Annotated in this window: 26 protein-coding genes; 11 read left to right on the forward strand and 15 right to left on the reverse strand. The window is 67.5% G+C overall.

Going from position 1 to position 26,819, the window contains the following annotated elements; translation table 11 throughout:
* Positions 1-340 precede the first annotated feature (340 nt).
* Together hslV and hslU are read left to right on the forward strand one after the other, a co-directional pair.
* The gene (gene hslV / locus FRZ44_RS25800; RefSeq protein WP_151179886.1) at positions 341-898 is read left to right on the forward strand and encodes an ATP-dependent protease subunit HslV; all 558 of its coding nucleotides are present in this window, start codon (positions 341-343) and stop codon (positions 896-898) included.
* Positions 895-2,247, forward strand: coding sequence for an ATP-dependent protease ATPase subunit HslU (gene hslU, locus FRZ44_RS25805; protein ID WP_151179887.1), 1,353 nt, complete (start codon positions 895-897; stop codon positions 2,245-2,247). Before hslV ends, hslU begins: the two co-directional genes overlap by 4 nt.
* A gap of 216 nt (positions 2,248-2,463) precedes the next feature.
* Here hslU and FRZ44_RS25810 read toward each other — a convergent pair whose 3' ends face one another.
* From FRZ44_RS25810 to FRZ44_RS25845, 8 genes are all read right to left on the reverse strand, one after another.
* Positions 2,464-2,814, reverse strand: coding sequence for a helix-turn-helix domain-containing protein (locus tag FRZ44_RS25810; protein ID WP_151179888.1), 351 nt, complete (start codon positions 2,812-2,814; stop codon positions 2,464-2,466).
* The gene (locus tag FRZ44_RS25815; RefSeq protein WP_191908302.1) at positions 2,811-3,404 is read right to left on the reverse strand and encodes a Smr/MutS family protein; all 594 of its coding nucleotides are present in this window, start codon (positions 3,402-3,404) and stop codon (positions 2,811-2,813) included. Before FRZ44_RS25815 ends, FRZ44_RS25810 begins: the two co-directional genes overlap by 4 nt.
* Positions 3,385-4,074 (reverse strand): LutC/YkgG family protein, encoded by a 690-nt coding sequence (locus FRZ44_RS25820; protein ID WP_151179890.1) that lies wholly within the window; start codon positions 4,072-4,074, stop codon positions 3,385-3,387. The genes FRZ44_RS25815 and FRZ44_RS25820 overlap by 20 nt, the downstream gene beginning before the upstream one ends.
* Positions 4,075-4,203: 129 nt before the next feature.
* Positions 4,204-4,623, reverse strand: a complete 420-nt coding sequence (locus FRZ44_RS25825) for a DUF1036 domain-containing protein (protein WP_151179891.1) — start codon at positions 4,621-4,623, stop codon at positions 4,204-4,206.
* Positions 4,624-4,750: 127 nt separating this feature from the next.
* Positions 4,751-6,235, reverse strand: a complete 1,485-nt coding sequence (locus FRZ44_RS25830; RefSeq protein WP_151179892.1) for a LutB/LldF family L-lactate oxidation iron-sulfur protein — start codon at positions 6,233-6,235, stop codon at positions 4,751-4,753.
* A 9-nt stretch (positions 6,236-6,244) separates the two neighbouring features.
* Positions 6,245-7,018 carry a (Fe-S)-binding protein gene (locus FRZ44_RS25835; RefSeq protein WP_225308451.1) on the reverse strand — a complete coding sequence of 258 codons (774 nt, stop codon included), beginning with the start codon at positions 7,016-7,018 and terminating at the stop codon, positions 6,245-6,247.
* 252 nt (positions 7,019-7,270) lie between these two features.
* Positions 7,271-8,479, reverse strand: coding sequence for a murein transglycosylase A (gene mltA / locus FRZ44_RS25840; RefSeq protein ID WP_151179894.1), 1,209 nt, complete (start codon positions 8,477-8,479; stop codon positions 7,271-7,273).
* Positions 8,480-8,499: 20 nt separating this feature from the next.
* A complete protein-coding gene (locus FRZ44_RS25845) occupies positions 8,500-9,225 on the reverse strand; it encodes a Tim44/TimA family putative adaptor protein (protein WP_151179895.1) in 726 nt (241 codons plus the stop codon).
* Positions 9,226-9,632: 407 nt separating this feature from the next.
* Here FRZ44_RS25845 and FRZ44_RS25850 point away from each other — a divergent pair, with 407 nt between their 5' ends.
* Together FRZ44_RS25850 and secB are read left to right on the forward strand one after the other, a co-directional pair.
* A complete protein-coding gene (locus FRZ44_RS25850) occupies positions 9,633-10,193 on the forward strand; it encodes a histidine phosphatase family protein (RefSeq protein WP_151179896.1) in 561 nt (186 codons plus the stop codon).
* Positions 10,194-10,384: 191 nt separating this feature from the next.
* The gene (gene secB / locus FRZ44_RS25855; protein ID WP_151179897.1) at positions 10,385-10,885 is read left to right on the forward strand and encodes a protein-export chaperone SecB; all 501 of its coding nucleotides are present in this window, start codon (positions 10,385-10,387) and stop codon (positions 10,883-10,885) included.
* A gap of 172 nt (positions 10,886-11,057) precedes the next feature.
* Here the strand turns inward: secB and dnaQ are convergent, their stop codons facing one another.
* Complete coding sequence (dnaQ, locus tag FRZ44_RS25860) at positions 11,058-11,750, reverse strand: DNA polymerase III subunit epsilon (protein ID WP_151179898.1); 693 nt, start codon at positions 11,748-11,750, stop codon at positions 11,058-11,060.
* A 197-nt stretch (positions 11,751-11,947) separates the two neighbouring features.
* Between dnaQ and FRZ44_RS25865 the strand changes: the two genes are divergently transcribed.
* On the forward strand, positions 11,948-12,985 hold the full coding sequence (locus FRZ44_RS25865; RefSeq protein ID WP_151179899.1) for a MerR family transcriptional regulator: 1,038 nt from the start codon (positions 11,948-11,950) through the stop codon (positions 12,983-12,985).
* Here the strand turns inward: FRZ44_RS25865 and coaE are convergent.
* Genes coaE through FRZ44_RS25885 form a run of 4 tightly spaced genes read right to left on the reverse strand, consistent with a single transcriptional unit; the run spans position 12,954 to position 15,871 of the window.
* On the reverse strand, positions 12,954-13,553 hold the full coding sequence (gene coaE / locus FRZ44_RS25870) for a dephospho-CoA kinase (RefSeq protein WP_151179900.1): 600 nt from the start codon (positions 13,551-13,553) through the stop codon (positions 12,954-12,956). The two genes, FRZ44_RS25865 and coaE, sit on opposite strands and share 32 nt — an antisense overlap.
* A complete protein-coding gene (locus FRZ44_RS25875) occupies positions 13,550-14,428 on the reverse strand; it encodes a shikimate dehydrogenase (protein ID WP_151179901.1) in 879 nt (292 codons plus the stop codon). Before FRZ44_RS25875 ends, coaE begins: the two co-directional genes overlap by 4 nt.
* Positions 14,425-15,048 (reverse strand): Maf family protein, encoded by a 624-nt coding sequence (locus FRZ44_RS25880; RefSeq protein ID WP_151179902.1) that lies wholly within the window; start codon positions 15,046-15,048, stop codon positions 14,425-14,427. Before FRZ44_RS25880 ends, FRZ44_RS25875 begins: the two co-directional genes overlap by 4 nt.
* Entirely contained in the window at positions 15,029-15,871 is an 843-nt protein-coding gene (locus FRZ44_RS25885) for a pyruvate, water dikinase regulatory protein (protein WP_151179903.1), read from the reverse strand. The genes FRZ44_RS25880 and FRZ44_RS25885 overlap by 20 nt, the downstream gene beginning before the upstream one ends.
* Before the next feature lie 205 nt (positions 15,872-16,076).
* Here FRZ44_RS25885 and FRZ44_RS25890 point away from each other — a divergent pair, with 205 nt between their 5' ends.
* The 6 genes from FRZ44_RS25890 (at position 16,077) to FRZ44_RS25915 (ending at position 25,214) form a co-directional block, all read left to right on the forward strand.
* Positions 16,077-17,288 carry an MFS transporter gene (locus FRZ44_RS25890; protein WP_191908303.1) on the forward strand — a complete coding sequence of 404 codons (1,212 nt, stop codon included), beginning with the start codon at positions 16,077-16,079 and terminating at the stop codon, positions 17,286-17,288.
* 359 nt (positions 17,289-17,647) lie between these two features.
* Positions 17,648-18,727 carry a uroporphyrinogen decarboxylase gene (gene hemE, locus FRZ44_RS25895; protein ID WP_151179905.1) on the forward strand — a complete coding sequence of 360 codons (1,080 nt, stop codon included), beginning with the start codon at positions 17,648-17,650 and terminating at the stop codon, positions 18,725-18,727.
* Positions 18,724-19,716: a ferrochelatase gene (gene hemH / locus FRZ44_RS25900; RefSeq protein WP_151179906.1), complete on the forward strand. Its 993-nt coding sequence runs from the start codon at positions 18,724-18,726 to the stop codon at positions 19,714-19,716. The genes hemE and hemH overlap by 4 nt, the downstream gene beginning before the upstream one ends.
* On the forward strand, positions 19,713-20,153 hold the full coding sequence (hemJ, locus tag FRZ44_RS25905) for a protoporphyrinogen oxidase HemJ (RefSeq protein WP_151179907.1): 441 nt from the start codon (positions 19,713-19,715) through the stop codon (positions 20,151-20,153). Before hemH ends, hemJ begins: the two co-directional genes overlap by 4 nt.
* Positions 20,154-20,398: 245 nt before the next feature.
* Positions 20,399-21,655, forward strand: a complete 1,257-nt coding sequence (gene rho, locus FRZ44_RS25910) for a transcription termination factor Rho (RefSeq protein ID WP_151179908.1) — start codon at positions 20,399-20,401, stop codon at positions 21,653-21,655.
* Positions 21,656-22,001: 346 nt separating this feature from the next.
* Positions 22,002-25,214, forward strand: a complete 3,213-nt coding sequence (locus tag FRZ44_RS25915; protein WP_151179909.1) for an adenylate/guanylate cyclase domain-containing protein — start codon at positions 22,002-22,004, stop codon at positions 25,212-25,214.
* A 3-nt stretch (positions 25,215-25,217) separates the two neighbouring features.
* Here FRZ44_RS25915 and FRZ44_RS25920 read toward each other — a convergent pair whose 3' ends face one another.
* On the reverse strand, positions 25,218-25,820 hold the full coding sequence (locus FRZ44_RS25920; protein ID WP_151179910.1) for a putative glycolipid-binding domain-containing protein: 603 nt from the start codon (positions 25,818-25,820) through the stop codon (positions 25,218-25,220).
* Positions 25,817-26,797 carry a quinone oxidoreductase family protein gene (locus FRZ44_RS25925; RefSeq protein WP_151179911.1) on the reverse strand — a complete coding sequence of 327 codons (981 nt, stop codon included), beginning with the start codon at positions 26,795-26,797 and terminating at the stop codon, positions 25,817-25,819. The genes FRZ44_RS25920 and FRZ44_RS25925 overlap by 4 nt, the downstream gene beginning before the upstream one ends.
* Positions 26,798-26,819 lie beyond the last annotated feature (22 nt).

A 26,819-nucleotide genomic window follows, 5' to 3' on the forward strand; every position in this document is an offset into this window, starting at 1 on the left:
CGGCGGCGACCGGGAAAACCCCGGCCTGGATGGTCGTTCGGGGCGGACACTAACAAGCGAATATGGGGTGGCCCAAGCGCGAAAACCGCCCCCGCAGCCCGCCGCTCTGCCCTCAGCTTTATCCCCATGGCGATATCTTCCTATAGATTTGATATTGCTAATAAATATCTATTATCCCCGAGTCCGGGAACGGACGGTCGAAAGATTTTCCACAAGCGGTGCCGGACGGGTTCGCCCCGGAAAGCCCCTGTCGCCCGAATGGCGAGGGGTGCATAACCGCACCCGGCTTGCGGCCCCGAACCCAACCCCCCATTTGAGCGCCATGTCCTTCGACCCTTCCATGAATTCTCCCACCGCCTCTTCCTCGACGCTCTGGCACGGCACGACCATCCTCGCGGTCCGTAAAGGGAGCGAGATCGTGATCGGCGGCGACGGCCAGGTGAGCTTCGGCAACACCGTGATGAAGTCGAACGCCAAGAAAGTGCGCCGGCTCGGCCAGGGCAACGTGATCGCCGGCTTTGCCGGCGCGACTGCGGACGCCTTCACCCTGTTCGAGCGGCTCGAAGCCAAGCTCGAGCAGCATCCGGGCCAGCTGACGCGCGCCTGCGTCGAGCTCGCCAAGGATTGGCGCACGGATCGTTACCTGCGCCGGCTCGAGGCGATGATGGCGGTCGCCGACAAGAATGTGAGCCTGGTGCTGACCGGCAATGGCGACGTGCTCGAGCCCGAGGACGGCATCATCGGCATCGGCTCGGGCGGCAGCTTCGCGCTCGCCGCGGCGCGCGCGCTGTTCGATCGTCCGGAGCTGACGGCCGAGGCGATCGTGCGCCGTTCCATGGAAATCGCGGCCGACATCTGCATCTACACCAACCGCAATCTGACGCTGGAACGGCTATGAACGTGCAACCCACCGCCCGCAAATCCGAGCCCGCCACGCCGGCCGCCGCGAATTTCAGCCCGCGCGAGATCGTCTCCGAGCTCGACCGCTATATCGTCGGCCAGCAGGAGGCCAAGCGCGCGGTCGCGATCGCGCTGCGCAATCGCTGGCGTCGCCAGCAGCTCGCCCCCGAGCTGCGCGAGGAAGTGCAGCCCAAGAACATCCTGATGATCGGGCCGACCGGCGTCGGCAAGACCGAGATCGCGCGCCGCCTGGCAAAGCTGGCGCAGGCGCCCTTCCTGAAAGTGGAGGCGACCAAGTTCACCGAGGTCGGCTATGTCGGCCGCGATGTCGAGCAGATCATCCGAGATCTGATCGAGATCGCCATCGCCATGACCAAGGAGCGCTTGCGCCGCGACGTCGCCGCCAAGGCCGAGATCCTGGCCGAGGAGCGCGTGCTGGACGCGCTCGTGGGCGAGGGCGCCTCGGCCGAGACGCGCACCAAGTTCCGCAAGATGCTGCGCGCGGGCGAGCTCAACGACCGCGAGATCGAGATCAAGGTGAAGGATTCCGGCGGCATGCCGACCTTCGAGATTCCGGGCATGCCGGGCGCCCAGGTCGGCATGGTCAATCTCGGCGACATGCTGGGCCAGGCCTTCGGCGGCCGCGCCAAGAAGCGGAAATTGACCGTGGAAGAATCGCACGGGGTCCTGATGGCCGAGGAAAGCGACAATCTCCTGGATCAGGAGAAGGTGGTGGCCGAGGCGATCCAGTCGGTCGAGCAGAACGGCATCGTGTTCCTCGACGAGATCGACAAGATCTCGGCGCGCTCCGAGCGCATGGGCGCCGATGTCAGCCGCGAGGGCGTGCAGCGCGACCTGCTGCCGCTGATCGAGGGCACCACCGTCACCACCAAGCATGGCGCGGTCCGCACCGACCATATCCTCTTCATCGCGTCGGGCGCCTTCCATCTGGCGAAGCCCTCGGATCTGCTGCCCGAGCTGCAGGGCCGCCTGCCGATCCGCGTCGAGCTCAAGGCGCTCACGCGCGACGACCTGAAGCGCATCCTGGTCGAGCCCGAAGCCAGCCTCATCAAGCAATATGTGGCGCTGCTCAAGACCGAGGAGGTCGAGCTCGATTTCACCGAGGACGGCATCGACGCGCTGGCCGACCTCGCCGCCGAGATCAATGGCGCCGTCGAGAACATCGGCGCGCGGCGCCTCCACACCGTGATGGAGCGCGTGCTGGAAGAGATCAGCTTCACCGCCACCGACCATGCCGGCGCGGTGTTGCGGATCGATTCCGGCTACGTGCGCGACCGCCTGGCGCCGCTCGCGAAGAACGCGGATCTGAGCAAGTTCATTCTGTAGTCCTCTTCCCTCCCCCTCATGAATGAGGGGGAGGGTTGCGCAGGCTTAGGCGAGACGAGGTCGAGCCTTAGCCGAAGCTGGGAGAGGGTGTTGCCGGCAAGAAGAGACCCACCTCTCCCAGCTTCGGCCAAGTCTCCGCTACGCTCCGACTAAGCCTTCGCAACCCTCTCCCCCCGCTCCGCGGGCGGAGAGGAAAGTGAAGCAGCGTCGTTGCCCTCACCCCTCCAATTTCTTCCGCAGCGCCGCGATCGTCACTTCGTCGAGATCGCCGATGCGCTCCGCCAGCGTGTTGGCGAGTTCCGTCGCCGCCGGCGACAATCCCGAGGTGTCGATGGTCACGCGCGGATCGGAGATCAGCGCCAGACGCTTGAGCTCGTCGACATCGTCCCAGGCGAGGTTGAAATAAGCGGCGATCTGCTGCACCAGGCCTGACGAAGGTTTCCCGCGATGGCCATGCTCGAGGGCCGAGAGATAGGCCGAGCTCACCTTCAGTACCGCCGCCATGTCTTTCAGCGTGCGCTTGCGCTCGGCGCGCAGCTCGCGCAGGCGCTGGCCGAAGGGCGTCACGGCTCGCGTTTCCGTTTCAGGAGCGCATAGAGCGCGCCCGCACCCCCATGGCGGGGCTGCGCCAGCGAGAAGGCCAGGAGATGGCGGCGCATCTCGGGCTCGTTCAGCCAGCGCGGCACGGCATCGCGCAGCACGCCCCAGCCGCCCGCACCTTTCCCGGTCACGATCAGCACGCAGCGCTTGCCGCCAGCAGCGGCCTTGGCGAGAAAGCCCTGCAGCTTGTCGTGAGCCTCGGCTTGGGTGAGCCCATGAAGATCGATCTTGGCGTCGATCGCCATCTCTCCGCGCTTGAAGCGTTCGCCGGTGCGCTTGTCGAGATCGGCGATGCGGCCCGCATCCAGCGGCGGCTTTGCCTTCGGCGCCGGCGCCACCGGGCTGCCCCTCCGTTTGTCGTCCCCGCGAAAGCGGGGATCCATGGGGCCGCCAGCGCTGTCGGCTGAGGCTTGGGCCCCCGCTTTCGCGGGGGTGACGGCAGGCGCGGTGTTGACGGCGGAGCTCGACACGCGCTTCTTGCGCGCAATCGGCTTGGCGCCCTGCATCGCCTCGCGGAACAGGGCCTGTTCGTCGGCGCTAGGCTTGCGCGTCGTCATCGACCAGCAGCACATGGATCCGGCGCGGGCCATGGGCGCCCAGCTGCGGCACCAGCCCGATATCGGCGCTGCGCGAGGGACCCGTCACCAGATTGACCGTGCGCGGCATCTGGCCGCCGCCGGTCGAAGCGCGCAGCTTCGCCCAGGCCTCCTCGAAGGGACCCACCAGCCGCGACAAGGGCAGCACCACGATATGATGGTCGGGCAGGAAATGGAGCGTGGTCGGCGTCTCGGCGCTCGAGGTCAGCATCAGCGTGCCGGTCTCCGCGACCGCGGCAAAGGCCGGCGTCAACGACACCAGATCGTTGCCGTCGCTGCGGCCCGACGAGAGCTCGATCATGGGCTGGCCCGACCAGTCGATCTGCGACAGCATCGGTGCCGGCGCCAGCTTGACCGCGGCCGGCAGGTTATGGCGGGCGAGATATTTCGCGACCGCCGCCGGTACGTCGTTCAGCGAACCCAGCCGCTCGACCGTGCCCGCCACGCCCTGCAGCTTGGTGCTGAAGAGCGCAATCAGCCCTTCACGATCCAGTTGGGTGCGGGCCGGAATGGGGCCGGGCGCATGGGCCGCCACCCGGGCTTCGATGCCGGAAGCGGCCTTGGCATCCAGGGCGTCGCGCTTGAGGGCGCGGCGCAACCGGCCCAGGATCTCGGCGCGTGCGTCGGTCATCGCGATGACCGTGTGATCGGAATCAAACTCTGTACTCTCGCGGCGCGAGGCGCCGCCCTCGACGTCAATCCGAAGCCGAAAGGACGATGCGGATCGCCTGCCATCCAGACGATCCGCATCTCATCGATCTCAATCGACCAGGTCTTGCGTGAAATCGCGCTTGTCGCCCACTTCGACCTCGAAGAAGTCGACCGAGTAGTAACCGCGCGACTTGCACTCGGAATCGCCGACGATCGTGAACTCGTCATCCGAGGCGCAGAACGGATATTTGCCCGACCAAGTGTAATCATGGTCGGTCGATTCCGCGTAGACGTAATATTTCTCCTGATCGAGATTCGGCTTGTAGACGATCTGGCAGTCGCCCTTCTCGAGCGTCCACCAGCCCTCGGAGGTCCAGGCCTTGTCCTTGGCGCTCCAATAGCCGAACGCAACGAAGATCTTGTAGGAACTCTTGTTGCAGACCGAGAAATCCGCATGGGCTGGCGTCGCCGCAAAGGTCATCCACGCCGCCGCCACCGCAAGCCCCACCCACTTTATCCAACGCGTCATTGTAATGCCTCCCCCACTCGCTTCGCCGCCGAAGCGTCCATGGACAATTTTCAACGAGTGCCGGGAGAAAAACAATCGCCTCCCCGATCATTTCGCGGAGAGGGAAGGGAACCGCCGCCGTTCCCGGTCAAGGACGGGCGCGCCGGCGCCATTGCTCTTGGAAGGTCCGCCCGGAGGCCGCCGGGAAGTCGCGGCCGGCGGTCCAGGCCCCGCCTAATGGGAGATGCCGGATCCGGCCTGTGGCCGGCCGGCGCAGCAACCGGGCGGCCAGGGCCATGGCCCCTCGGTAGATTTGCGGATGCCGGGCGAGCCAGGCCCAGGCTTTGATTCCCCAGCGCTCCCGTGCCGGGGCCAGATGGCGCTCGAAACTGCGCTCGCGCCATTGCCGCAGCATCTTGGGCAGGGGAATCTGCATCGGGCAGACGCTTTCGCAGCGCCCGCAGAGGGTCGAGGCGTTGGGCAGGTCCTTGGAATGCGCCAGCCCGAACAGGGCCGGGGTCAGCACCGCCCCGATCGGGCCCGGATAGACCGAGCCGTAAGCATGGCCGCCGATGGCGTGATAGACCGGGCAATGGTCCATGCAGGCGCCGCAGCGGATGCAGCGCAGCATATCCTCGAACTCGGTGCCCAGGACGCCGCTGCGGCCGTTATCCAGCAGGATGACGTGATACTCGCCCGGCCCGTCCAGGTCGTGGGCCCGGCGGGGGCCGGTCGAGACCGTCGTATAGACCGACATCTCCTGGCCCGTGGCGGAGCGCGCCAGCACCCGGAAGATCGCGGTCGCGTCCTCGAGCGTCGGGACCACCTTCTCGATCCCGGCCAGCACGATATGGATCTTGGGCAGGGTCTGGGTCAGGTCGCCATTGCCCTCGTTGGTGACGATGACGCTGGAACCGGTCTCGGCGATGAGAAAATTGGCGCCGGTGATGCCGACATCCGCCGCCAGGAACCGGGCCCGGAGCTTTCCGCGGGCCTCGGCCAGCATGGCCGTGATCTCCGACAGGGGCCGCGCCGGGTCGAGGTCGGTATGGTGGGCGCGGAAGGTGTCGGCGACGCCCTCTTTGCTGACATGGATCGCCGGCGCGATGATGTGGCTCGGCGTCTCGCCCCGCAGCTGGATGATGTATTCGCCGAGGTCGGTCTCCACCGGGAGAATGCCGTTGGCTTCCAGATGGTGGTTGATGGCGATCTCCTCGCCCACCATCGTCTTGCCCTTGGTGACCGTGCGCGCACCCGCCGACCGGCAGATCGCCAGCACCTTGTCGCGCGCTTCGGCCGCATCGTTGCACCAATGCACCTGGCCGCCGGCCGCCTTCACCTTGGCCTCGAACCGCTCCAGATAGTAGTCGAGGTTGGCCAGCACATGCTGCTTGATCGCCTTGGCATGGTCGCTGAGCGCCTGGAATTCCGGCAGGCCTTTGCGCGCCGCCTCGTTGCGGCCCTTGAAGCTCGAGCGCATCTCCGCCAGCGCCACCTGCAGCTTGGCGTCGCCCAGCGCCAGATCGGCATTGTGCTTGAACTGGTCGCTGACGCCGTGACCGACGGCCGAAGGGCTGCGCGGGCCTTGGGCAGGATCGGAGATACCGACGAAGGGAGCCGTGGGGGCGTTCATGGCGCGATCCTACAACGGCTCGACCTGACCGCGCCCGATGGGCGGGCCGTCGGTCATGTCGGCCAGCACCTCGGCCACGTGGCGGCAATCGATCTTGTGGCCCTGGCGCGTGAGTTTCCCGGCCATGTTCATGAGACAGCCGAGATCGCCCGCCAGCAGCAGGTCGGCGCCGGTCGCGGCGATATCGGCGGTCTTGTCGGCGACGATGCGATCGGAGATCGGGCCATATTTGACGCAGAAGGTGCCGCCGAAGCCGCAGCAGGCCTCGCTGCCCTCGAGTTCCTTGAGCGTCAGACCGGTCACGGTCTTCAGCAGCTGGCGCGGCTGCTCCCGGATCTTGAGCTCGCGCAAGCCCGAGCAGGAATCGTGATAGGTCGCGACGGCGTCGAGATGCGCCGGCACGCTGGTGACGCCGCGCTGATCAGTCAGGAACGAGACCAGCTCATGGGTCTTGGCGGCGACGGCCTCGGCGCGCGGGCGCCAGGCCGGATCGTCGGCGAAGAGCGCAGGGTAATGCGCATGAACCATGCCGGCACAGGAGCCCGACGGCACCACCACGTAATCGAAGGGCTCGAACGCGGCGATGACCTGGCGCGCGATCGCCTGCGCATCGGCGCGATCGCCGGAGTTATAGGCCGGCTGGCCGCAGCAGGTCTGCGCCTCGGGCACCGAGACGCGGCAACCCGCCTGCTCCAGCAGCTTGACCGCGGCGAACCCGATCTCCGGTCGCATCAGATCCACCAGACAGGTGACCAGGAGCGCGACGTGGGGGCTATCTTGCATGCTTGCGTCCGTCATAAGCGGTTCCGCTGTTTCTTTCCTCGCCCCCACGACGTGGGGGAGAGGGACGCGTAGGCTTGGTTGAGGCGCAGCCGAAATCTAGCCGGAGCTGGGTGAGGGGGATGGTCGCAGGAAAGAACGCACCCTTCGGGAACTCGCATGTCATCGAGAGCCCCCTCACCTTGATCCTCTCCCCCTGCTTCGCGGATGGAGAGGAAAGAAAAGGAAGGAGCATGGCTTCCACGTCAACATTGTTCAGCTCGCCGCCGCGCGGCGTGAGGCGACTGCGCGCGGCAGCAAGAGATAATAGCGTCCCGGCTGCTTCATGCGACCGGCATAGTCGAGCGCCTGCTCGCCCGAGCCGAAAAAGATGTCGCCGCGCACGGCACCCTTGATGGCGCCGCCGGTGTCCTGCGCCACCACGAGGCGCTGCAACGGCCGATCGGCCTCGGGCGTGTCGGCGGGCCAGGTGGTGTCGAGCCAGATCGGCGCGCCCAGCGGCATCAGCTTGGTATCGACCGCGAGGCTGCGCCCCGCCGTCAGCGCCACGCCTTGCGCGCCGATCGGGCCGTCGCCCTTGATCTCGCGATAGAAGATATAGGAGCGGTTCATATACATGATCGAGGCGGCGCGGTCGGGGTGCGTGCGCAGCCATTCCTTGATCGACTGCGTCGTGACCTGGCCCTTCTGCAGCTCGCCCTGGTCGAGCAGCGTCTTGCCGATGGCGACGAAGGGCTGGCCATTCTTCGCCGCATAGCCGACCTGCATCGAGCTGCCGTCGGCGAAGCGGATCAGCCCCGAGCCCTGGATATGGAGGAAGAAGGCGTCGATCGGATCGGCGACCCAGACCAGCTCGAGATCCTTGCCCTTGAGCGCACCTTCGTCGATCTCCTGATAGGTGTAGTAGGGCTTGAGCGTGCCGTCGATGACACGGCCCGCGATGGAATCGCCTTTCAGATCGGCGCGGAAGTCGCCGAGATTGACCAGGATCAGATCGTCGGGCCGCCGATAGAGCGGCACATTGTGGGTCGCGTCGGGGGCGCGTGACCCGGCAAGCTCCGGTTCGTAATAGCCGGTGAAGAGGCCTTGCGGATCCTTGCGGTCGGCCACGACGAAGGGCTGGAACGCGCCTTCGAAGAATCGCCGCGCGGCCTCGGCGTCGCCCGCCGGCAGCGACTTCGCGCTCTGGCAGGGACCCAGCCAATCGGCGACGGTCCCGGCCATGCCGTCGGGCCCGACGGGCTTGTCCGCCGGCTGCTTCTCGAGCCGCGCGCAGCTGCGCAACAACGCCGGCAGCGCCTGGCTCTGATCGTCGCCATTCCAGCCCGAGAGCTTCGAGAATTCGACCGGCGCCAGAGTGAGCAGCGGTGCCGGCTTCTCGGACGGTTTCTCCGCGCAAGCCGCGAGCAACAGCAGAGCGAGGCCGATCCAGGACTGGCGCGGAATCGCCTTGATCGGAATCATGAAGGGCAGGGCTCGAACGATCAGTTCGGGCTGCGGGTCGCAACCAGCGACCAGTTCGGGTCGCGCGTGCGGGTGTTGCGCGTGAAGGTCCAGATGTCGGTAACGGTCGTCACCTGCGACGCATCGCCATCGACCACCTTGCCGCCGGCGTCGGTCGTGACATTGACCTGCTCCGAGACGAATTTCACCGTCACGCTGGCGATGCGATCCTGCAGGCTTGCCTCGATGATCTCGGCGGATTTGATTCCGACCAGCGTGGTCGTGAGCGTCTCGCCCGCCTTGCGCCGCTGTTCGATGGCGCCCTTGAAGCGCTCGAAGACGTCGTTCGACAATAGCGGGCGCAGCGTGCCGACATCGCCGGCCGCATAGGCGCCCACGATCATCTCGAACGCCGCCTTGGCGCCGCCGAGGAAGCCGTCCTTGGAGAAGCCGGGATCGACCGCACGGATCTGCGCCAGCCCGAGCTCGAGCGGACCCGCCGGCGCCGCATCGGCCGCGGGCTCGCCCGCCGCAGCGGGCTTTGCGTTGCGATCGCCGGTGCGATCGGGCAACGCCACCACCTTGTCGTCGTCGCGCCTGACGTCGTTTGCCGGCTTCTCGGGGTTCAGCCGCTTGTCGGCATAGTCGCGCGCGTTCTTCTGCTCCGTGCCGACGCGCTTGCCCAGCACGCTGCGCAGGCGAAACACCAGGAACACCGCGATCGCAGCGAAGAACAGGATGTCGAGAAACTGGAAACCGCCGCCCATGAAGCCCGCCTTGCTGGGCCAACCCTCGATCTCCGGTCGTCGAGACCGGCCGAGAAGCCGCCATTCGATCGATATTCGGGAGCCGCTGGACGGCGGCCCCAGCCTTGGGCTAGATCACGCCGCCTCGGCCGGGCGGAAAACCCGCGCCGGCACTCGCGCTCCGGCTTGATGCTATCCGGTCCGTGTCAGTTAGATAGGAAAATCGCCGGCCCAGGGCAAGGCATGTTCCATGTCAATGGTTTGGCAAGTTAGGCTTTGGCCCTTGGGCGTACGACGCTCCGGGGGCCGATGGTCGGAAAAAGAGCAGGCCAGGACTTGAGGAACCGGAAACCGGCCAAGTGGTTCCTGAGGCGTCGGTTCATGGTGGGATCCGGCCATCCTTCGAGTGTCCGACGGGAGAGAGGGCGATGATCCTGGTGCGACATGGCCAATCGGAATTCAACGTCGTCTACTCGAAAACCCGCGTCGATCCGGGCATCCATGACCCCCGTCTGACAGAGGAGGGCCGGCGGCAGGCCCTGGCTGCGGCCGAACGCCTCGCCGGACAGAATCTGACACTGCTCTTGTCCAGTCCCTATACCCGCGCGCTCCAGACCGCCCAGATCATCGCCGAGGCGCTCGACCTGCCCATCGCGATCGAGCCGATGGTGCGCGAGCATTGCAAATTCCACTGCGATGTCGGGACCCTGCGCAGCGAGCTGGCCCTGGCCTGGCCGGAGCTGGATTTCGGCACCCTGCCCGAGCGCTGGTGGCATGGCGCGCTGAACGAGACCGCGGAGGAGGTGGTCGAGCGCAGCCGGCATTTCCGCGAAAGAATGGCCGGGCACGAGGATTGGAGCCGGATCGGCGTGGTCACCCATTGGGGCTTCATCCGCAGCCTGACCGGAACCGAGGTCGTCAACGGCGAATTGCTGCGGTTCGATCCGATCCTGGGCAAGGCCTTCCCGCTGGCGGATCGAGCCCCGTAATCCCGGCGGGGCCGGCCGTCCGAGCCGGTTTTTGCGGCCGAGCCATCGGCCCCATTGAGCCCCGTGGCGCTTCCATGCTACCCCGCGCCCCATAAGCCGAACGAGGGCCCGAGGCTCGGGCCGGTCCGGCTTTCTCAACCCCTCGGCGTCCGTCCGGGCGCCCCAGACATCCTGCCGGAGAACTCCCAGCGATGGCCGACGCGCCCTTTCAGCCCGTTTCCGATCCCTTTGCCGCGAACCAACCCCCGGCCGGCGCCCCCATTACCGTGATGGGGCAGTTCCTGAAGGACCTTTCCTTCGAGAGCCCGAACATGCCGGCCCTGATGGAGCAGGCGGGCCGCGTGCCGCAGGGCCTGATCAAGGTCGATGTGAAGGCGAGGAAACTGCCCCAGGCGGAGCAGCAATATGAGGTGATGCTGTCCTTGCGCGCCGAGGCGCGCCATCAGGACCAGGTCGCCTATATCGCCGAGCTGCAATATGGCGGCCTGTTCCAGGTCGGCCAGATCGGGACCCGCATGATCGAGCCCCTGCTGCTGATCGAAGCGCCCCGGCTGCTCTTCCCCTTCGCCCGCGAGATCATCGCCAACATCATCCAGCAGGCCGGGTTCCGCGCCATGCTGATCCACCCGATCGATTTCGCGATGCATTACCGCGAACAGAAGTCGCAGGGCGCAGCACCCGCGGTGGTGTGAGGAAGGTTTCGTGAAGTCCGTCCCCTCCCCCCTTGCGGGGGAGGGCTAGGGAGGGGGACGTCTCGGTCCAGGACACAGACTGAGAGCGGCCCCTCTGCCAGTGTCAGAAATCGCGTCAGCCCCCTCCCTAACCCTCCCCCTGAAGAAGGGAGAGGGGATTACATCCAGCCCCTTACGCCTTCAGCCAGATCGGATCCGCCAGGCTCTTCACCAGCTCGGCATGGGCCGCGAGCTCTTCGGGGCTGGGCGCGAAATGGCGCGGCGGCCGCGCGGCCGTGGTGCGGCCGACCAGCTCGTGATCGCTCGACGCATCGGCGGCTGCACCGGATTCCGCCAGCAAGGCCAAGCCCGCCTGACGGCCGCCGACCAGTTCCAGATAGACCTCGGCCAGCAGCTCCACGTCGAGCAGCGCGCCATGCTTGGTGCGCGCCGAATTGTCCACGCCGAAGCGCTTGCAGAGCGCATCGAGGCTGGCGGGCGCGCCCGGGAATTTGCGGCGTGCGATGGTGACCGTGTCGACCGCGCGGGTCGGGTCGAGGGGCGGGCGGCCGAGGCGCGCCAACTCGGCATTGATGAAGCCCATGTCGAACTCGGCATTGTGGATGACGAGCGGGCTGTCGGCGATAAATGCTTCGAGATCGGCCAGGATCTCGGCGAAACGCGGCTTGTCGGCGAGGAAGACGTCGGAGAGGCCGTGGATCGCGAACGCATCCGCCGAGACGCCGCGCTCGGGATTGAGATAGCGCTGGAAATTGCGGCCGGTCGGGATGTGATTGAAGAGCTCGACGCAGGCGATCTCGATGATGCGGTCGCCGCCGACCGCGCTCAATCCCGTGGTTTCCGTATCGAGAACGATCTCGCGCATGGTCCTTCTTCGTCTCCGCTCTCCGTTCAGGTGCAACAGAATCGCACACTGCGCCCGCCCGGACGAAGCTGAAAACGCCGCCCCCTCCGGCCAACTTCTGCCGCGGATGAAAACACCGGATGCCGCGAATAACCCGTTGACCCGGCCCCTGGGACCGGCCCGATAAGGGGAGCGGTCAGCGAACAGCGAGGTGAGTCGTGAGCTCCTCCGCCCGATTTCTGAGCCCTGCCGAAGCGGCCCGGCGGCTCGGCGTCTCCGCCAAAGCCCTGCGCCTCTATGAGCGGCGCGGCCTGGTCGCTCCCGGCCGCAACGCGGCCGGGTGGCGGGTCTATGGTCCCGACGAGATGGCCCGCGCCGCCGGAATCGTGGCGCTGCGGGCGCTCGGTCTCAGCCTCGCCCAGGTGGCCCGCGCGCTGGGCGGCGATCCCGGGGCCCTGGAGCCGGCCCTGGCCACGCATCAGGCGACGCTCGAAAACCGGATGCGCCAGCTCGGCGGTGCGATCGAGAAGGTTCGCGGTCTTCGGGCCGATCTCGCCCGGGGCCAGGCCCCTTCCGCCGGAGAGCTGGCCCGCCTGCTCGGGCCCGCCGCTGGGCTCAGCGTCGCCTTCGAGCTTCCCTGGCCCTGGGGCGGCGAGCGGTTCGAGTTGAACGACATCCGGACGCTGAATTACATCATCGGCCCGCTCGGCAGCGGCAAGACAAGGCTGGCCATGCGCCTGGCGGAGACTCTGCCGAACGCCGTCTTCCTCGGCCTGAATCGGTTGGCGGACGGGGCGGCAGCGGCGCAGGCGCGGCTGGATGGCGATCCGGCGCTTAAATCGCGCGTCGATCGGGCCCTGGCCTGGCTCCTCGATGAAGGCGCCACGGAGTCGGCGGCGCTGCGGGCCCTGCTCGTTGGCCTGGAGACCGAAGGTCCGGACATCCTGGTCGTCGATATGGTGGAACAGGGGCTGGATCACGCCACCCAGGAAGCCCTGATCGCGCAGTTGCGCCAGCGCGGCAGCGGTGCGCGCCCGCTCTTCCTGATGACGCGCTCCTCCGCAATCCTCGACCTGGGCGCCATGGGTTCGGACGAAGCGATCATCCTCTGCCCCGCCAATCACAGCCCGCCGACCCGCGTCGCCCCCTATCCCGGCGCCCCCGGCTACGAGGCCGTCGCCACCTGTCTGGCCTCGCCCGAAGTGCGGGCGCGGACGGAAGGCGTCATCGCCTGGCGTGCCGGCGCAGCTTCATGACCGCCCGGCGGATCGCCTGCAGGCTGTGACGCCGGCCCAGGCCGGTGTCGATCACGGTGTCGGCCCGCGCCCGTTTCAGGAGATCGGGAAGCTGGCGCGCCTCGATGCCGGCAAGCCGCTCGCGCGTCATGCCGGGCCGGCGCATCACCCGGGCGAGTTGCACGCGCCGCGGCGCCGAGACCACCATCACATGGTCGCAGCGCTGCTCGCCATGGGTCTCGAACAGCAGCGGAATGTCGAGCGCCACCAGCTTGCGGCGATGGGCGCGCGCCTGGGCGATGAATTTCTGCTCCTCGCGGCGCACCAGCGGATGAAGGATCGCCTCGAGCTTCTTCAAGGCCGCCTTGTCGGCGAAGACCACGCGGCCCAGCGCCTGGCGGTCGACCTTGCCCTCCTTGACCGTGCCGGGAAAGGCCGCGGCAATGGGGGCGACCGCGGCACCGCCTGGGGCCTGAAGCCGATGCACGGCGGCGTCCGCGTCATGGACCGGAATCCCCAGCCGGCGCAGCAGGGCCGCGGCCGTGCTCTTGCCCATGCCGATCGACCCGGTGAGCCCGAGGACGATCATGGCTGCCGCAGGACATAGGTCCGCAAGGCCGGCGTGACCTTGGGCTCGATGCCGAACCAGGCGGCGAAACCGAGCCGCGCCTGATGCAGCAGCATGCCGAGCCCGTCGACCACCGGATTGCCGCGCCGCCGCGCGGCCGCCAGCAGCGGCGTCTCCAGCGGCACATAAACGATGTCGTTCACCACCGCCTCGGGCGGCAGCCGGTCGAGCGCCAGGTCGAGCGGCGGCTGGCCGACCATGCCCTGTGTGGTGGCATTCACCAGCAGCCCGGCATTCTCCAGCGCCCGGGCACGGTCCTCCCAGTCCACCACCTCGATCGGGCCGCCGAGGCTGGTGGCGAGACCTTCCGCGCGGCTGGCATTTCGATTGACCAGCCGGATCTCCGGCACGCCGGCATCCGCGAGCGCGACCAGCAGGGCCCGCGAGGCGCCGCCGGCGCCGACGACCACGGCCGGGCAGTCCTTTGCGCGCCAGAAGGGCGCTCCTTCCTTGAGATTCTCGATAAAGCCGAAGGCATCGGCGTTGCGGGCCTCGATCCGGCCCTGCCCGTCGACGACGAGGGTGTTGGCGGCACCGATCCGTCGGGCCTCGGGGCTGGCGGAATCGGCCAGGGCCAGCGCCGCCTCCTTATGCGGCAGGGTGACGTTGGCGCCCCGAAAGCCCAGGACCGGCAGGGCGCGGAAGGCCCGTTCGAACTGCTCGGGCCGCACCGGCAGCGGCACATAGGCGCCGTCGATCCCATGCTCCGCCAGCCAATAGCCATGGAGCCGGGGCGAGAGCGAATGACCGACCGGCCAGCCCATCACGCCGGCCAGGCGGGCTTTTCCGGTGATGGCCGGATAGGGCTGGGCGGGATTGGGAGGGGTGCCGGTCATGCCGGAACCAGACCATGAGGCCGCAGGAAATCCAAGAGCGGCAGCAGCGGCAATCCAAGGATGGTGAAGTAGTCGCCTTCGATCCGGCTGAAGAGCTGGGCGCCCCGGGCCTCGAGCTGATAGGCGCCGACCGAACTCAGGATTCCGGGCATCGAGCGCGCCAGATACTCGTCGAGAAAGGCGGGGCTGAAGGGCCGCATGGTGAGCGTCGCGCGGTCGATGTGATGCCAGAGGCGCCGGCCGTCGCGCACCACGACCAGCGCGCTGATCAGTTGATGGGTGCGCCCGCGCAAGGCCATGAGTTGGGCCCTTGCCGCGGCCTCGTCGCGCGGCTTGTCGTAGCGCCGGCCCTCGCAATCGAGAACCTGGTCGGCGCCGATGACGAAGGCGCCGGGATGCCGGCGTGCCACGGCGACGGCCTTGAGCTCGGCCAGCGCTTCGGCGAGGGCCGGCCCGTCGGCCCCCTCGCCTTCGAGGGCGAGCTTGGCCTCCTCTTCGTCGATGGGGGCCGCCTCGGCCGAGAATTCGAGGCCGGCCTGCTCCAGCAGGCGCCGGCGCGTCGGGCTGGCCGAGGCCAGCAGCAATCGCGGCCGGATCGTCTCAGTCGCCGGTGCCGACATTCTCGCCGTTCCGGTGCTGCGACAGGAGCTGCACGATCGTCGCCGCCGTCTCCTCGATCGACCGGCGCGACACGTCGATGATCGGCCAGCCATGCTCGCTGCAGAGCCGGCGCGCCTGGATCACCTCGCGGCGCACCATGTCGGGATCGACATAGTCGGTCTCCTCGTCCTGGGAGAGGAGCCGCAGGCGGTTGCGGCGCACCTGGACCAGCGAGGTCGGATCCTTGGTCAGTCCGACGATCAGGGGCTTGCGTGCCGCGAGCAGCTCGGGCGAGACCGGAAAATCCGGCACGATCGGCACGTTGGCAGCCTTGATACTGCGATTGGCCAGATAGATGCAGGTCGGCGTCTTCGAGGTCCGGGAGACGCCGACCAGGATCACGTCGGCATCCTCGTAATCCCAGCTCGACTGGCCGTCGTCATGGGCGAGCGCGAAATTCATCGCATCGATGCGGCCGAAATATTCGGCATCCAACTCGTGCTGTCTTCCGGGCAGGCCGCGGCTCTGCCGCCCGAAGAAACTGCCGAGCGCGCCGATCACCGGATCCAGCACCGGGATGCAGGTGACCTGGAGCTTGCGGCATTCCTCGGTCAGCGTCGCACGCAGCTCCTCATTCACCAGCGTAAAGAGCACCAGGCCGGGATGTTCCTTGATACCCTCGAGCACCTTCTCCATCTGCCGCGCGGTCCGGATCAGGGTCCAGTTATGTTCGACCGGATCCGCATCCTCGAACTGGGCCAGGCAGGCGCGCGCGACCGAGGAGATCGTCTCGCCGGTCGCGTCGGAAACCAGGTGGAGATGATGGGTCAGGCCGTTCGCCATGATCGGGATCGCCAGGTTCCTGAGTGAGGGGGGTCGACGCGGGCGGGCGCCCGCTTGTTTTTAGGCTGCCCGCCGAGGGCCGGCAATGGGGCGCGGATCCAGGGGCAGTGCGAGCCCGTCCCCCGTTCGGCGGGGATCGCAGGAAGGAGCGGAGCGAAAGCGATGGACAGGCTCGAGGAATCCGGGGCATGGCTGGCCCCGCGCCATGACCCCGATCGCGACCGATCCACCCGCCGAGACCAGACCCCCGCGCCGCCGCATGGCGGCCTTCGCGGTCATCGTCAGCGTCTCGGTCTTCGCGCTGACGCAAGGCCTGACCTATCCGCTCCTGGCGCTGATCCAGGATTCCATGGGCCAATCCCGGGTCATGATCGGCGCCTCGACCGCCATGACCTTGCTGGCCATGCTTTTAACGGCGGGGCTGGTGCCGCGCCTCGCCGGGCGTTTCGGCGCCTGGAATCTGGCCGTGACAGGCATCCTGGGTGCCGTCTCCTGTTTCGTGCTGATCGGCCTGACGCGCGAGCCGCTGCTGTGGCTGCCGCTGCGCTTTCTGCTCGGCGGCTGCATCACCGCGACTTATGTCATCAGCGAGATGTGGATCAACCAGCTGGCCGACCCCGCCTCGCGCGGCCGGCTGATCGGGCTCTATGGCACGGTGAATGCGGGCTGCTTCGCGCTGGGGCCGCTGATCGTGACGCTCACCGGTGCCCAGAGCTGGATTCCCTTCGCGATCGGCACGGCCATGGCGTTGAGCGCCCTGCTGCCGCTGTTGGCGAGCCGGCGCGATCTGCCTGTCGTCCGGTACAAGTCGCCGACCAGCGTCACGAGCTTCATCCGCTATGCGCCGGTTCTGTTCCTGACGGTGCTGGTGTTCGCGGCCTTCGACCAGATCGCGCTCTCGCTCCTGCCGATCTATGCGATCGATCATGGCTTGAGCGCGCCGATGGGCACGTTCGTTCTCTCGCTGCTGACGATCGGCAATGTCGGGCTGCAATATCCGGCCGGCTGGCTGGCCGACAAGTTGACCGCCGCGCGGCTGGTGCGCATCGTCGCCTTCGCGGCGGCGGTCGGCGCCGTCCTGCTGCCGCTGGCCGCGGACTCCGCCCTCGCCTTGTCGATCCACTGCTTCCTCTGGGGCGGTCTCGTCGGCGTGCTCTACACTCTGACCCTGATCGAGCTCGGCCGGAATTTCCAAGGCGACCTGCTGCTCGCCGGCAATGCCGCCTTCACCGTCGGCTGGGGCCTCGGCGGCGTGCTGGGACCGCCGCTCGGCGGTGCCGCCATGCAGTTTCTCGGAGCCACCGGCCTGCCGGCGGTGCTGTTCTTCATCTTCGCCGCCCTCAGTCTCGCCTGGTGCTCGCCGCGCCTGCGCCGCTACGAAACGGCAGCCTTTGTTCACCGCCCGGCGGGGGATTGAATCCATGCGAACGGGGACAAGTCGGGCTTTGCAGGAGTCAAGCGCCAATCGTCGCGCGTTCGAGCGATTCGCTGCGAGGAGTCCGGCATCGCGAAGGGCCGCGCGGCGAAATCGGGTATGACACGAAGGACACCGTCCAATCCGTTCGCCATTCCCATGATTCACAGGGCGTCATTCCGCCGCTGAATCCTCGCGGGATGAAGCCTTATGATGGAGCTGTCCCCGGTTGGAGAAGCAATCCATCCCGCGCTGTTTGAATCGGGGATGGAGTGGGGACAAGTTCCAATCCCCATGTTGCACAGCCATCCACTACAACCACTCCTTACTAATCTATAAATCTAAGAATAGAAGTAGAGGCCATGAACTCCCCGCCACGCGCCGGACGATCGACGAGCGACAAGCCGCTGCTGCGCGTGCTGGCCGGCGAACGGTTGAATCCGCCGCCCTTCTGGCTGATGCGCCAGGCCGGGCGTTACCTGCCCGAATACCGCTCGCTGCGCGCCAAGGCCGGGACCTTCCTCGATCTCTGCCTGACGCCCGATCTGGCAACGGAGGTGACGCTGCAGCCGATCCGACGCTATGGCATGGATGCGGCGATTCTGTTTTCCGACATCCTCGTCGTGCCGCTGGGCTTGGGCCAGGCGGTGAGTTTCGAGGAAGGACGCGGTCCCGTGCTCGAGCCGTTGCGCGATGCAAGCGAGCTTTCGCGGCTGCGGCTCGATGGCATGCGGGAGAAGCTGGCGCCGGTCTATCGAACCGTTCGCCAGGTCGTGGCCGCGCTGCCGGCGCCGGTGACGATGATCGGCTTTGCCGGCGCGCCCTGGACGGTGGCGAGCTACATGGTCGAGGGCGGTTCCAGCCGGGAGTTCGCCATCGCCAGGCGCTGGGCGAACGAAGATACCGATGGCTTTCAGCGGCTGATCGATCTCCTGGTGGAGGCCACGGTCGAGCATCTGTCGGCGCAAGTCGAGGCGGGGGCCGAAGCGCTGCAGATCTTCGACAGCTGGGCCAACGCCTGGGCCGCGGAGAAAACTTCAGCCGCCTTGCGGCGCTGGTGTCTCGAACCCTGCCGGCGGATCATCGCGAAGCTCGAGGCCCGCCATCCGCATATCCCGGTCATCCTGTTTCCGCGCGCGGTGGGTCCGCATCTGTCGCTCTTCGCCAAGGAGAGCGGTGCTGCGGCGTTGTCGCTCGATGATAGCGTTCCGCTCGCCTGGGCCCGCGCGACCCTGCAGCCGATGCTGCCGCTGCAGGGCAATCTGCCGCCGCGAATCCTGGTCGAGGGCGGGCCGGCGCTGGCGATGCAGACGCGCCTGATCCTGAGCGAGTTGGGACAGGGACCGTTCGTCTTCAATCTCGGCCATGGGATCCTGCCCGAGACGCCGCTCGAGCATGTCGCGGAACTGGCGGCGCTGATCCGCGAAGGCGTGCCGGCATGAGAACCGCGATCGTGCTGTTCAATCTCGGCGGTCCCGACGGGCCGGATTCGGTCGAGCCCTTTCTGCGCAATCTCTTTTCCGATCCGGCGATCCTGCGCGTGCCGGGTCTTTTCCGTGGGCTGCTGGCCCGGCTGATCGCGCGCCGGCGGGCCCCGGTGGCGAAGGCCGTCTATGACAAGCTCGGGGGCGGTTCGCCCTTGTTGCCCAACACGCAAGCCCAGGCACGGGCGCTCGAAACCGAGCTCGAGGATCTGGGCGAGGTCCGCTGTTTCGTGACGATGCGCTATTGGAAGCCCTTCGCCGACGAAACCGCGCCCGAGGTGAAACGCTTCGCCCCCGACCGGATCATCCTGCTGCCGCTCTATCCGCAGTTCTCGACCACCACCACGGAATCCGCCTTCGCCGATTGGAACCGCGCGGCCACCCTGGCCGGCGTCACGGCGCGGACCTTCACCATCCGCGACTATCCGGCGGAAGAGGGCTTCGTCGCCGCGGTCTCGCGGCTGACGGCCGAGATGCTGCCGCAGGCGCGCGCCGCGGGTCCGACCAAGATCCTGTTCTCGGCGCATGGGCTGCCGAAGAAGATCGTGCAGGCGGGCGACCCCTATGCGGACCAGGTCGGCAGCAGCGTGCGCGCGGTTGCTGCCAGGCTCGGTCTGACGCCGGAGGACTATGAGATCTGTTTCCAGAGCCGGGTCGGCCCGCTCGAATGGATCGGTCCCTATACCGACGAGGAGATCGTGCGCGCGGCCCAGGCCGGCCAGTCGATCCTGCTGGTGCCGATCGCCTTCGTCTCGGAACATTCGGAGACGCTGGTCGAGCTCGACATCGAATATCGTCATCTGGCCGAGAGGGAAGGCGCGGTCGGCTATTTCCGGGTACCGACCGTCGGTACCGCGCCCGAATTCATCGCCGGCCTGGGCGGCCTGGTGCGACAGGCCCTCCAGCCCGGCGGCTCGTCGACCTCATCCTCGAGGATGCGCTCATGAACAGTTTCGCCGATTGGCAGCCCTGGCTGCTCTCCCTCCATGTCATCGCGGTCATCGCCTGGATGGCGGGGATGCTCTATCTGCCCCGGCTCTACGTCTATCACGCTGACGCCAAGGCGGGCTCGGAGCTCTCCGAAACCTTCAAGGTGATGGAGCGCCGCCTGCTGCGGGCGATTATCAACCCTGCCATGATCGCCGCCTGGATCCTGGGACTGACGCTGGCGACCTGGGGCCATCATTGGGGCGAGGGCTGGCTTCATGCCAAGCTGGCGCTCCTGGTGCTGATGCAGATCGCCCATGCGGCCCTGTCGCGCTGGCGCCGGCAGTTCGCCCAGGATCGCAACCGCCATCCGGCCCGGTTCTACCGGGCGGTGAACGAGATTCCAACGGTCCTAATGATCGGGATTGTCATCCTGGCGATCGTGCGGCCGTTCTGACCGGCACGCGATTAGCCCTACCTAGACCATTGACTTGGCTGGGCACCTTCGTTAAAGATCGCCCCGTTCAATAGCGGTGGCTTTCTCCGAGCCCACCAACTCTCCGCACCAAAAACCGAACCTCTAGGGCCTTTTCAGGTCGGCTTCCGTCCGACCGCCGGTTCATCACCGCCCGGCCCTTCCGCCCCTCGGTTTCCCCCAAGCTGACGCGTCCGCCGGTTACATCCCCTCCCTTCGGTTACATCATGAATCTTCAGGAACTTAAGAAAAAAACCCCGCCGGAACTCCTGGCCTATGCCGAGGAGTTGCTGATCGAAAACGCGAGCAACCTGCGTCGGCAGGACATGATGTTCGCGATCCTCAAGCAGCTGGCCGAGAACGACACGGCGATCTTCGGCGACGGCGTGCTGGAGATCCTGCAGGACGGCTTCGGCTTCCTGCGCAGCCCCGAGGCGAACTATCTGCCGGGACCCGACGACATCTATGTCAGCCCCAGCCAGGTGCGTCGCTTCGGCCTCAGGACCGGCGACACGGTCGAGGGCCAGATCCGGTCGCCCAAGGAAGGCGAGCGCTATTTCGCGCTGCTCAAGGTCAACACCATCAATTTCGACAATCCGGACAAGGTTCGCCACCGGATCAACTTCGACAACCTGACGCCGCTCTATCCCGACGAGCGCCTCAAGCTGGAGCTGCAGGATCCGACCAAGAAGGACCTGACCACGCGCGTCATCGACCTGATCGCACCGCTCGGCAAGGGCCAGCGCGCGCTGATCGTGGCGCCGCCGCGCACCGGCAAGACCGTGATGCTGCAGAACATCGCGCATTCGATCTCCGCCAATCATCCGGAATGCTATCTGATCGTGCTGCTGATCGACGAGCGGCCCGAGGAAGTCACCGACATGGCCCGCTCGGTCAAGGGCGAGGTCGTGAGCTCGACCTTCGACGAGCCGGCGCAGCGCCATGTCCAGGTCGCCGAGATGGTGATCGAGAAGGCGAAGCGCCTGGTCGAGCATAAGCGCGACGTGGTGATCCTGCTGGATTCGATCACGCGCTTGGCGCGTGCGTACAACACCGTCGTCCCGTCATCCGGCAAGGTGCTGACCGGCGGCGTCGACGCCAACGCGCTGCAGCGCCCCAAGCGCTTCTTCGGTGCCGCCCGCAATATCGAGGAGGGCGGCTCGCTCACCATCGTCGCGACCGCGCTGATCGATACCGGCAGCCGCATGGACGAGGTGATCTTCGAAGAGTTCAAGGGCACCGGTAACTCGGAAATCATCCTCGACCGCAAGCTCTCCGACAAGCGCACCTTCCCCTCGATCGACATCACCAAGTCCGGCACCCGCAAGGAAGAGCTCCTGGTGGACAAGGGTACGCTCTCCAAGATGTGGGTGCTGCGCCGCATCCTCATGCCGATGGGCGTGGTCGACGCGATGGAGTTCCTGGTCGAGAAGCTCAAGCAGGCCAAGACCAACCACGATTTCTTCAGCTCGATGAATCAGTAGCAGGGCGGTTGCCACTCTTTCTTCCTTTCCTCTTTGAGGAGGAGGCAGGTGTGGGACTCTCTCGACGCGTCGCGATACCCTTATTTCTGTCATCGCCGGGCCTGACCCGGCGATCCAGGGACGGCGTGGCTGGGTGCCCGGATCAAGTCCGGGCATGACAGGAATGGTGGCATCGTCTCGCGGCGAGTGACTGACGCGATTCGACCCCACGCTCTCCGTCACGACGACAAGGGCAACGGCAATGGCCTTGTCCCTAGACCTAGCGCGGTCCTAGCATCCAAGGGCAGGGCGGTTGCCGGGTTCTTCCCGAGGCGGCGCCCGCCGATCCGGAAGGCTTGGCCCCGGCATGGAATGTCCGCGTTGCCGAACCGAGAATCCCGCCAGCCACCGCTTCTGCAGCGGCTGTGGCCAGAAGCTGGCGCGTGCCTGTCCCGACTGCCAGTTCGAGAACAGCCTCGCGGCCGGATTCTGCGGCGGCTGCGGCCGCGCCCTGGGCGCCCCAACGCCGAAACCGGCCGAGCCCGTCAGCGAGGGCGAGCGCCGGCCGGTCACGGTGCTCTTCGCCGACCTCGTCGGATTCACCGAGCTTTCGAGCCGCCTCGACGCCGAGGATCTCAAGGCCCATGTCGACAGCTTCTATGCCCGCACCGACCGGGTGATCGCGGATTACGGCGGCACCGTCGACAAGCATATCGGCGATGCGGTCATGGCGCTCTTCGGCGCGCCGGTCGCCCATGGCGACGACAGCGAACGGGCGGTTCGGGCCGCCCTCGAAATTCATGCCGGTCTGGCGGAGGTCGGGCCCTCCGGTCCCGTGCAAGCGGTTCATATCGGCATCGCCGCCGGCGAGGTCGTGGCGGGCGGATTCGCCCGCGGTTACACAGTGCTGGGCGAGAGCGTGAACCTGGCGTCGCGGCTGGTGGGCCTGGCCGGCGCCGGCGACACCGTGATCTCGGACGCTCTGCGCCAGGCCTTGGGGAGCCGCCTGGTCGCGACGCCCTTGCCGGCGCAGGCGCTCAAAGGCATCGACGGTCCCGTGCGCGCCTGGCGCGTCACCGGTCTGGCACCGCCGGGTCGCGACGCCACGCCTTTCGTCGGCCGGGTGCATGATCGTCATCTCCTGGCCGGCATGATCAGCGCGACCCGGGCCAGCGGGCGCGGGCGGATGATGGTGCTGCGGGGCGAGGCCGGCATCGGCAAGAGCCGGCTCCTGGACGAGACGGTCGCGGAAGCGGCCCGCGCCGGTTTCGCCGTTCATCGCGCCTTCGTGCTCGATTTCGGTGCCGGCAAGGGACAGGACGCGATACCGGCGCTGGCCCTGAGCCTCCTGGGCCTCGGCGCCGAGGGCGACCGGCCCGCGCGCGTCGCCGCCCTGGAGGCGGCGCTGGTACGCGGTCTCGTCGAAGCGGACGAGCAGGCGCTGCTCGAGGAGATCCTGGATCTGCCCAGTTCGGGCGAGCGGTGGCTGATCTATGCCGCCATGGACAACGCCACGCGGCTCGCCCGCAAGCAGGGCCTGCTGGCGGCAATGGCCCGGCGGGCGGCGGCAGAGGGGCCGCTCCTGATCGCGATCGAGGATCTTCATTGGGCGGAGCCCGCGATGCTGGGCTCGGTCGCGGCGCTGGCCGAAGCGACCGCCCATAACCCGATCCTGCTGCTGGCCACCACGCGTCCCGAGGGCGATCCGCTCGACCAGGCCTGGCAAGCCCGGCTGATCGAGGCCGAGGTCAATCGGCTCGATCTGGCGCCGCTGCGGCCGGCGGATTCGGCCGCCCTCGCCGCCTCGCTCATCTCGGCCGGCGATGCCCGCATCGCCGCCTGCATCACGCGGGCACAGGGTAACCCGTTGTTCCTGGAACAATTGCTGCGCCATACGGCGGCGGATTCGGCCGACAGCGTGCCCGTCTCGGTGCAGAGCGTCGTGCTGGGCCGGCTCGACCGGCTGCCGCCCGAAGAGAAGGCGCTGCTGCAGGCGGCCTCGGCCCTGGGGCAGCGTTTCGCGCCCGAGCTGCTGGCTCATCTTCTGGAACGGCGGCAGGTTGAGGTGACGGGACTGATCGAAGCCCATCTGCTGAAGCCCAATGCCGCCGGCCTGGTCTTCGCCCATGCGCTCATCCGCGACGGGGTTTATGGCTCCCTCCTGAAGGCAAGGCGGCGCGCGCTCCATCGCAAGGCGGCCGACTGGTTTCATGGTCGGGATGCCGGGCTCGAGGCCGAGCATCTCGACCGGGCGGACGATCCTGGCGCTCCAGCGGCCTATCTCGTCGCGGCGCGCGAGGCCTTGGCGCAGTTCCAGTTGGGCCGTGCGGACACTCTCGCGCGCCGGGGCGGCACGCTGGGCGATGAGCCTGCGACCAAGGGCGCCCTGGCGGCGGTGCAGGGCGAGGCGGCGCAAGGCTTGGGCGAAACCCTAGCGGCGCTTCAGGCCTTCGGGATTGCTTCCGCTTCTCTGCCGCCGGGCCCCGAGCGCCTCGCCGCGATGCTGGGGCAGGCCAACGCGCTCTCGGTGCTGGACCGGCTGGAGGAGGCGCTGGCGCTGCTGGACCAGGCCCAGGCGGAAGCGCAGCGCCTGAAGCTTCCGGTCCTGCTCGCCCGCATCCATGGTTTGCGCGGCAACTTCGTCTTTCCGCGCGGCGAGGTGGCGCGCTGCCTCGCCGAACATAGCCGCGCCCTCGAGCTGGCCGTCGAAGCCGGCGCGCCCGAGGAAGAGGCGCGGGCGCATGGCGGCTTGGGCGACGCCTATTACATGAGCGGGGACATGGCGAGCTCGATCCGGCATTACGAGCGCTGTGTGCGCGTCGCGGCGGCGCAGGGCTATCGGCGGATCGAGGTCGCGAACCGCTCGATGTATTCCCTCGGAAGCATGTTCGATCTGGATTTTCCCGGTGCGCTCCGGGAGGCCGACGCGGCCGTGAAGCTGGCGATCCAGGTCGGACATCGCCGGGCGGAGATGATCGCCGAACATATGCGCTACTGGAATTCAATCGAGATGGGCGAGCTGGAGGGGGCCAGGAAGGCGGCCTTGCGCGCCATCGCCATCAGCCGGCAACTGAATGCGCGGCGCTTCGAGGCGGAAGGCCTGATGTTCCTGGGCGAATCGCTGGCGACCGCCGGCGACCCCAAGGGCGTCGTGTGGCTTCGCGAGGCCAATGTCATCGCGCGCGAAACCCCGAGCTATATGTTGCCGAGCGGTCTTGGCCTGTTGGCGATGTTGACGCCGGATCCGGACGAGCGGGAGGCAGCGCTGCAGGAAGGCGAAGCGCTGCTGGCGGCCGGTACGATCTGGCATAACCGCGTCTTCTTCAATCGCTATGCGATCGAGGCCGCCTGGCGCTCCGGCAATGCGGCGCGGATGCTGCGTTATGCGGAGGCGCTGGGGCAGGTCACGAGGGAGCCGACGCGCTATCTCGATTTTCTGGTACGCCGCGCCCGAGCGCTGGCGGCCCATCTCGAGGGGAACGGCGATCGTGGCGCCCTGGCGGCGCTGCGCGACGAAGCCGCTTCGAGGCACTGGCAGGCGGTGTTGCCCGAACTCGAGACGGCCCTCGCGCGGGCCTGAGCGCTAGCGCGGTGCCAAGCGGCGGAAGAGCTCGGGGTAGTCGAGGACGAGCCCGTCGGCGTCGAGCGGCAGGTCGGCCTTGAAGCCCGAGGGATAGCCCTCATAGGTGACGACGTGACGGCCCTTGCCCTGCTCGCGGCAGGTATAGCGCTGCGTCACCGGCTTCACCGCGAGCGCCGGTGCGGCGATGTAGGCCACCTTGATCTCGGCCGATTTGCCGGGTGCCAGCTCGAGCCGGCGCACCGGGAAGACGTTGGTGAAGGGCGTCACCGAAATGTCGATATCGAAGCAGCCCTCGAGCTCCGGCAGGGGCTCGCCCTGGTCGCCCTGCCAGTTGCCGCGCCCGTCGCTTTTCAGGCTGCGCTCGGCGAGGCCGGCCATGGTCTGGGCTTCCAGTGCCACCTTGCGGATGCGCCAGTTGCTGCCCCACTTGATCTTGTATTGGAGCCGGAAAGGCTCGCCGTCCTCGACGCCCATTACCAGACCGTGGGCGACGTTCTCGACCGGATCGAGCCGCAGGCGCAACTGCTCCACGCCGGGACCCGGGATCGACGCCCAGAAGTAATTGCGCTCGGGCGGCAGCAGGCTTCCGCCGGGGAGGGTCATGGCAGCAGCACCGTCGAGCCGGTGGTCTTGCGGGCTTCGAGGTCGCGATGCGACTGCGCCGCGTCTTTCAGCGGATAGGTCTGGTTGACGCGGATCTTGACCGCGCCCGACAGCACCACCTCGAACAGCGCCTTGGCGCTCTCGACCAGCTCCTCGCGGGTCGCCGTGTAGTTGCCGAGGGTGGGGCGGGTCAGGAACAGGGAGCCCTTCTGCAGCAGGGTGAGCGGCTCGACCGCCGGCGAGGGGCCCGAGGCATTGCCGAAGGTGACCATCATGCCGCGCGGGCTGAGGCAATCGAGCGACGCCAGGAAGACATCCTTGCCGACGCCGTCATAGACGACCGGCACGCCCTTGCCGCCGGTGATCTCCTTCACCCGCGCGACGAAATTCTCGCGGCGATAATTGATGACATGGTGATAGCCATGCGCGCGCGCGAGCTTGGCCTTCTCATCCGAGCCGACGGTGCCGATGACCGTGACGCCCAGATGCGCGAGCCACTGGCCGGCGATGAGACCCGCGCCGCCCGCGGCGGCATGGAACAGGACCGTCTGGCCCTTCTTCACCGGATAGGTGCGGCGGATCAGATACTCGACCGTCATGCCGCGCAGCAGCATCGCCGCCGCGGTCGGATCGTCGATGCCGTCGGGCAGCTTCACCACCTTCGCTGCCGGATAGACGCGGCGCTGCGCATAGGCGCCGATCGGGCCGGAATTATAGCCGACCCGGTCGCCGACCTTGAACTCGGTGACGCCGCTGCCGACCCCTTCGACCACGGCCGCAGCTTCGAGGCCGAGGCCCGACGGCAAGGGGATCGGATAGAGGCCGCTGCGGTGATAGGTGTCGATGAAGTTCAATCCGCAGGCGGTCTGGCGCAGCAGCAGCTCGCCGGGGCCGGGAGCGGAAACGTCGATCTCCTGCCATTGCATCTTGTCGGGGCCGCCGAATTCGGCGATGCGGATCGCGTGGGTCTTGGCCATGGTCGAATCCTTCGGGAGTGAG

The organism is Hypericibacter terrae (assembly GCF_008728855.1).
Classification (GTDB): domain Bacteria; phylum Pseudomonadota; class Alphaproteobacteria; order Dongiales; family Dongiaceae; genus Hypericibacter; species Hypericibacter terrae.

What these genes read in the sequence shown, in the direction of transcription:
- hslV (WP_151179886.1), top strand. Translation starts at nt 341, where the DNA reads ATGAATTCTCCCACCGCCTCTTCCTCGACGCTCTGGCACGGCACGACC.
- hslU (WP_151179887.1), top strand. Translation starts at nt 895, where the DNA reads ATGAACGTGCAACCCACCGCCCGCAAATCCGAGCCCGCCACGCCGGCC.
- FRZ44_RS25815 (WP_191908302.1), bottom strand. Translation starts at nt 3,404, where the DNA reads ATGACGACGCGCAAGCCTAGCGCCGACGAACAGGCCCTGTTCCGCGAG.
- FRZ44_RS25820 (WP_151179890.1), bottom strand. Translation starts at nt 4,074, where the DNA reads ATGACCGACGCACGCGCCGAGATCCTGGGCCGGTTGCGCCGCGCCCTC.
- FRZ44_RS25825 (WP_151179891.1), bottom strand. Translation starts at nt 4,623, where the DNA reads ATGACGCGTTGGATAAAGTGGGTGGGGCTTGCGGTGGCGGCGGCGTGG.
- FRZ44_RS25830 (WP_151179892.1), bottom strand. Translation starts at nt 6,235, where the DNA reads ATGAACGCCCCCACGGCTCCCTTCGTCGGTATCTCCGATCCTGCCCAA.
- FRZ44_RS25835 (WP_225308451.1), bottom strand. Translation starts at nt 7,018, where the DNA reads ATGCAAGATAGCCCCCACGTCGCGCTCCTGGTCACCTGTCTGGTGGAT.
- mltA (WP_151179894.1), bottom strand. Translation starts at nt 8,479, where the DNA reads ATGATTCCGATCAAGGCGATTCCGCGCCAGTCCTGGATCGGCCTCGCT.
- FRZ44_RS25845 (WP_151179895.1), bottom strand. Translation starts at nt 9,225, where the DNA reads ATGGGCGGCGGTTTCCAGTTTCTCGACATCCTGTTCTTCGCTGCGATC.
- FRZ44_RS25850 (WP_151179896.1), top strand. Translation starts at nt 9,633, where the DNA reads ATGATCCTGGTGCGACATGGCCAATCGGAATTCAACGTCGTCTACTCG.
- secB (WP_151179897.1), top strand. Translation starts at nt 10,385, where the DNA reads ATGGCCGACGCGCCCTTTCAGCCCGTTTCCGATCCCTTTGCCGCGAAC.
- dnaQ (WP_151179898.1), bottom strand. Translation starts at nt 11,750, where the DNA reads ATGCGCGAGATCGTTCTCGATACGGAAACCACGGGATTGAGCGCGGTC.
- coaE (WP_151179900.1), bottom strand. Translation starts at nt 13,553, where the DNA reads ATGATCGTCCTCGGGCTCACCGGGTCGATCGGCATGGGCAAGAGCACG.
- FRZ44_RS25875 (WP_151179901.1), bottom strand. Translation starts at nt 14,428, where the DNA reads ATGACCGGCACCCCTCCCAATCCCGCCCAGCCCTATCCGGCCATCACC.
- FRZ44_RS25880 (WP_151179902.1), bottom strand. Translation starts at nt 15,048, where the DNA reads ATGTCGGCACCGGCGACTGAGACGATCCGGCCGCGATTGCTGCTGGCC.
- FRZ44_RS25885 (WP_151179903.1), bottom strand. Translation starts at nt 15,871, where the DNA reads ATGGCGAACGGCCTGACCCATCATCTCCACCTGGTTTCCGACGCGACC.
- FRZ44_RS25890 (WP_191908303.1), top strand. Translation starts at nt 16,077, where the DNA reads ATGACCCCGATCGCGACCGATCCACCCGCCGAGACCAGACCCCCGCGC.
- hemE (WP_151179905.1), top strand. Translation starts at nt 17,648, where the DNA reads ATGAACTCCCCGCCACGCGCCGGACGATCGACGAGCGACAAGCCGCTG.
- hemH (WP_151179906.1), top strand. Translation starts at nt 18,724, where the DNA reads ATGAGAACCGCGATCGTGCTGTTCAATCTCGGCGGTCCCGACGGGCCG.
- hemJ (WP_151179907.1), top strand. Translation starts at nt 19,713, where the DNA reads ATGAACAGTTTCGCCGATTGGCAGCCCTGGCTGCTCTCCCTCCATGTC.
- rho (WP_151179908.1), top strand. Translation starts at nt 20,399, where the DNA reads ATGAATCTTCAGGAACTTAAGAAAAAAACCCCGCCGGAACTCCTGGCC.
- FRZ44_RS25915 (WP_151179909.1), top strand. Translation starts at nt 22,002, where the DNA reads ATGGAATGTCCGCGTTGCCGAACCGAGAATCCCGCCAGCCACCGCTTC.
- FRZ44_RS25920 (WP_151179910.1), bottom strand. Translation starts at nt 25,820, where the DNA reads ATGACCCTCCCCGGCGGAAGCCTGCTGCCGCCCGAGCGCAATTACTTC.
- FRZ44_RS25925 (WP_151179911.1), bottom strand. Translation starts at nt 26,797, where the DNA reads ATGGCCAAGACCCACGCGATCCGCATCGCCGAATTCGGCGGCCCCGAC.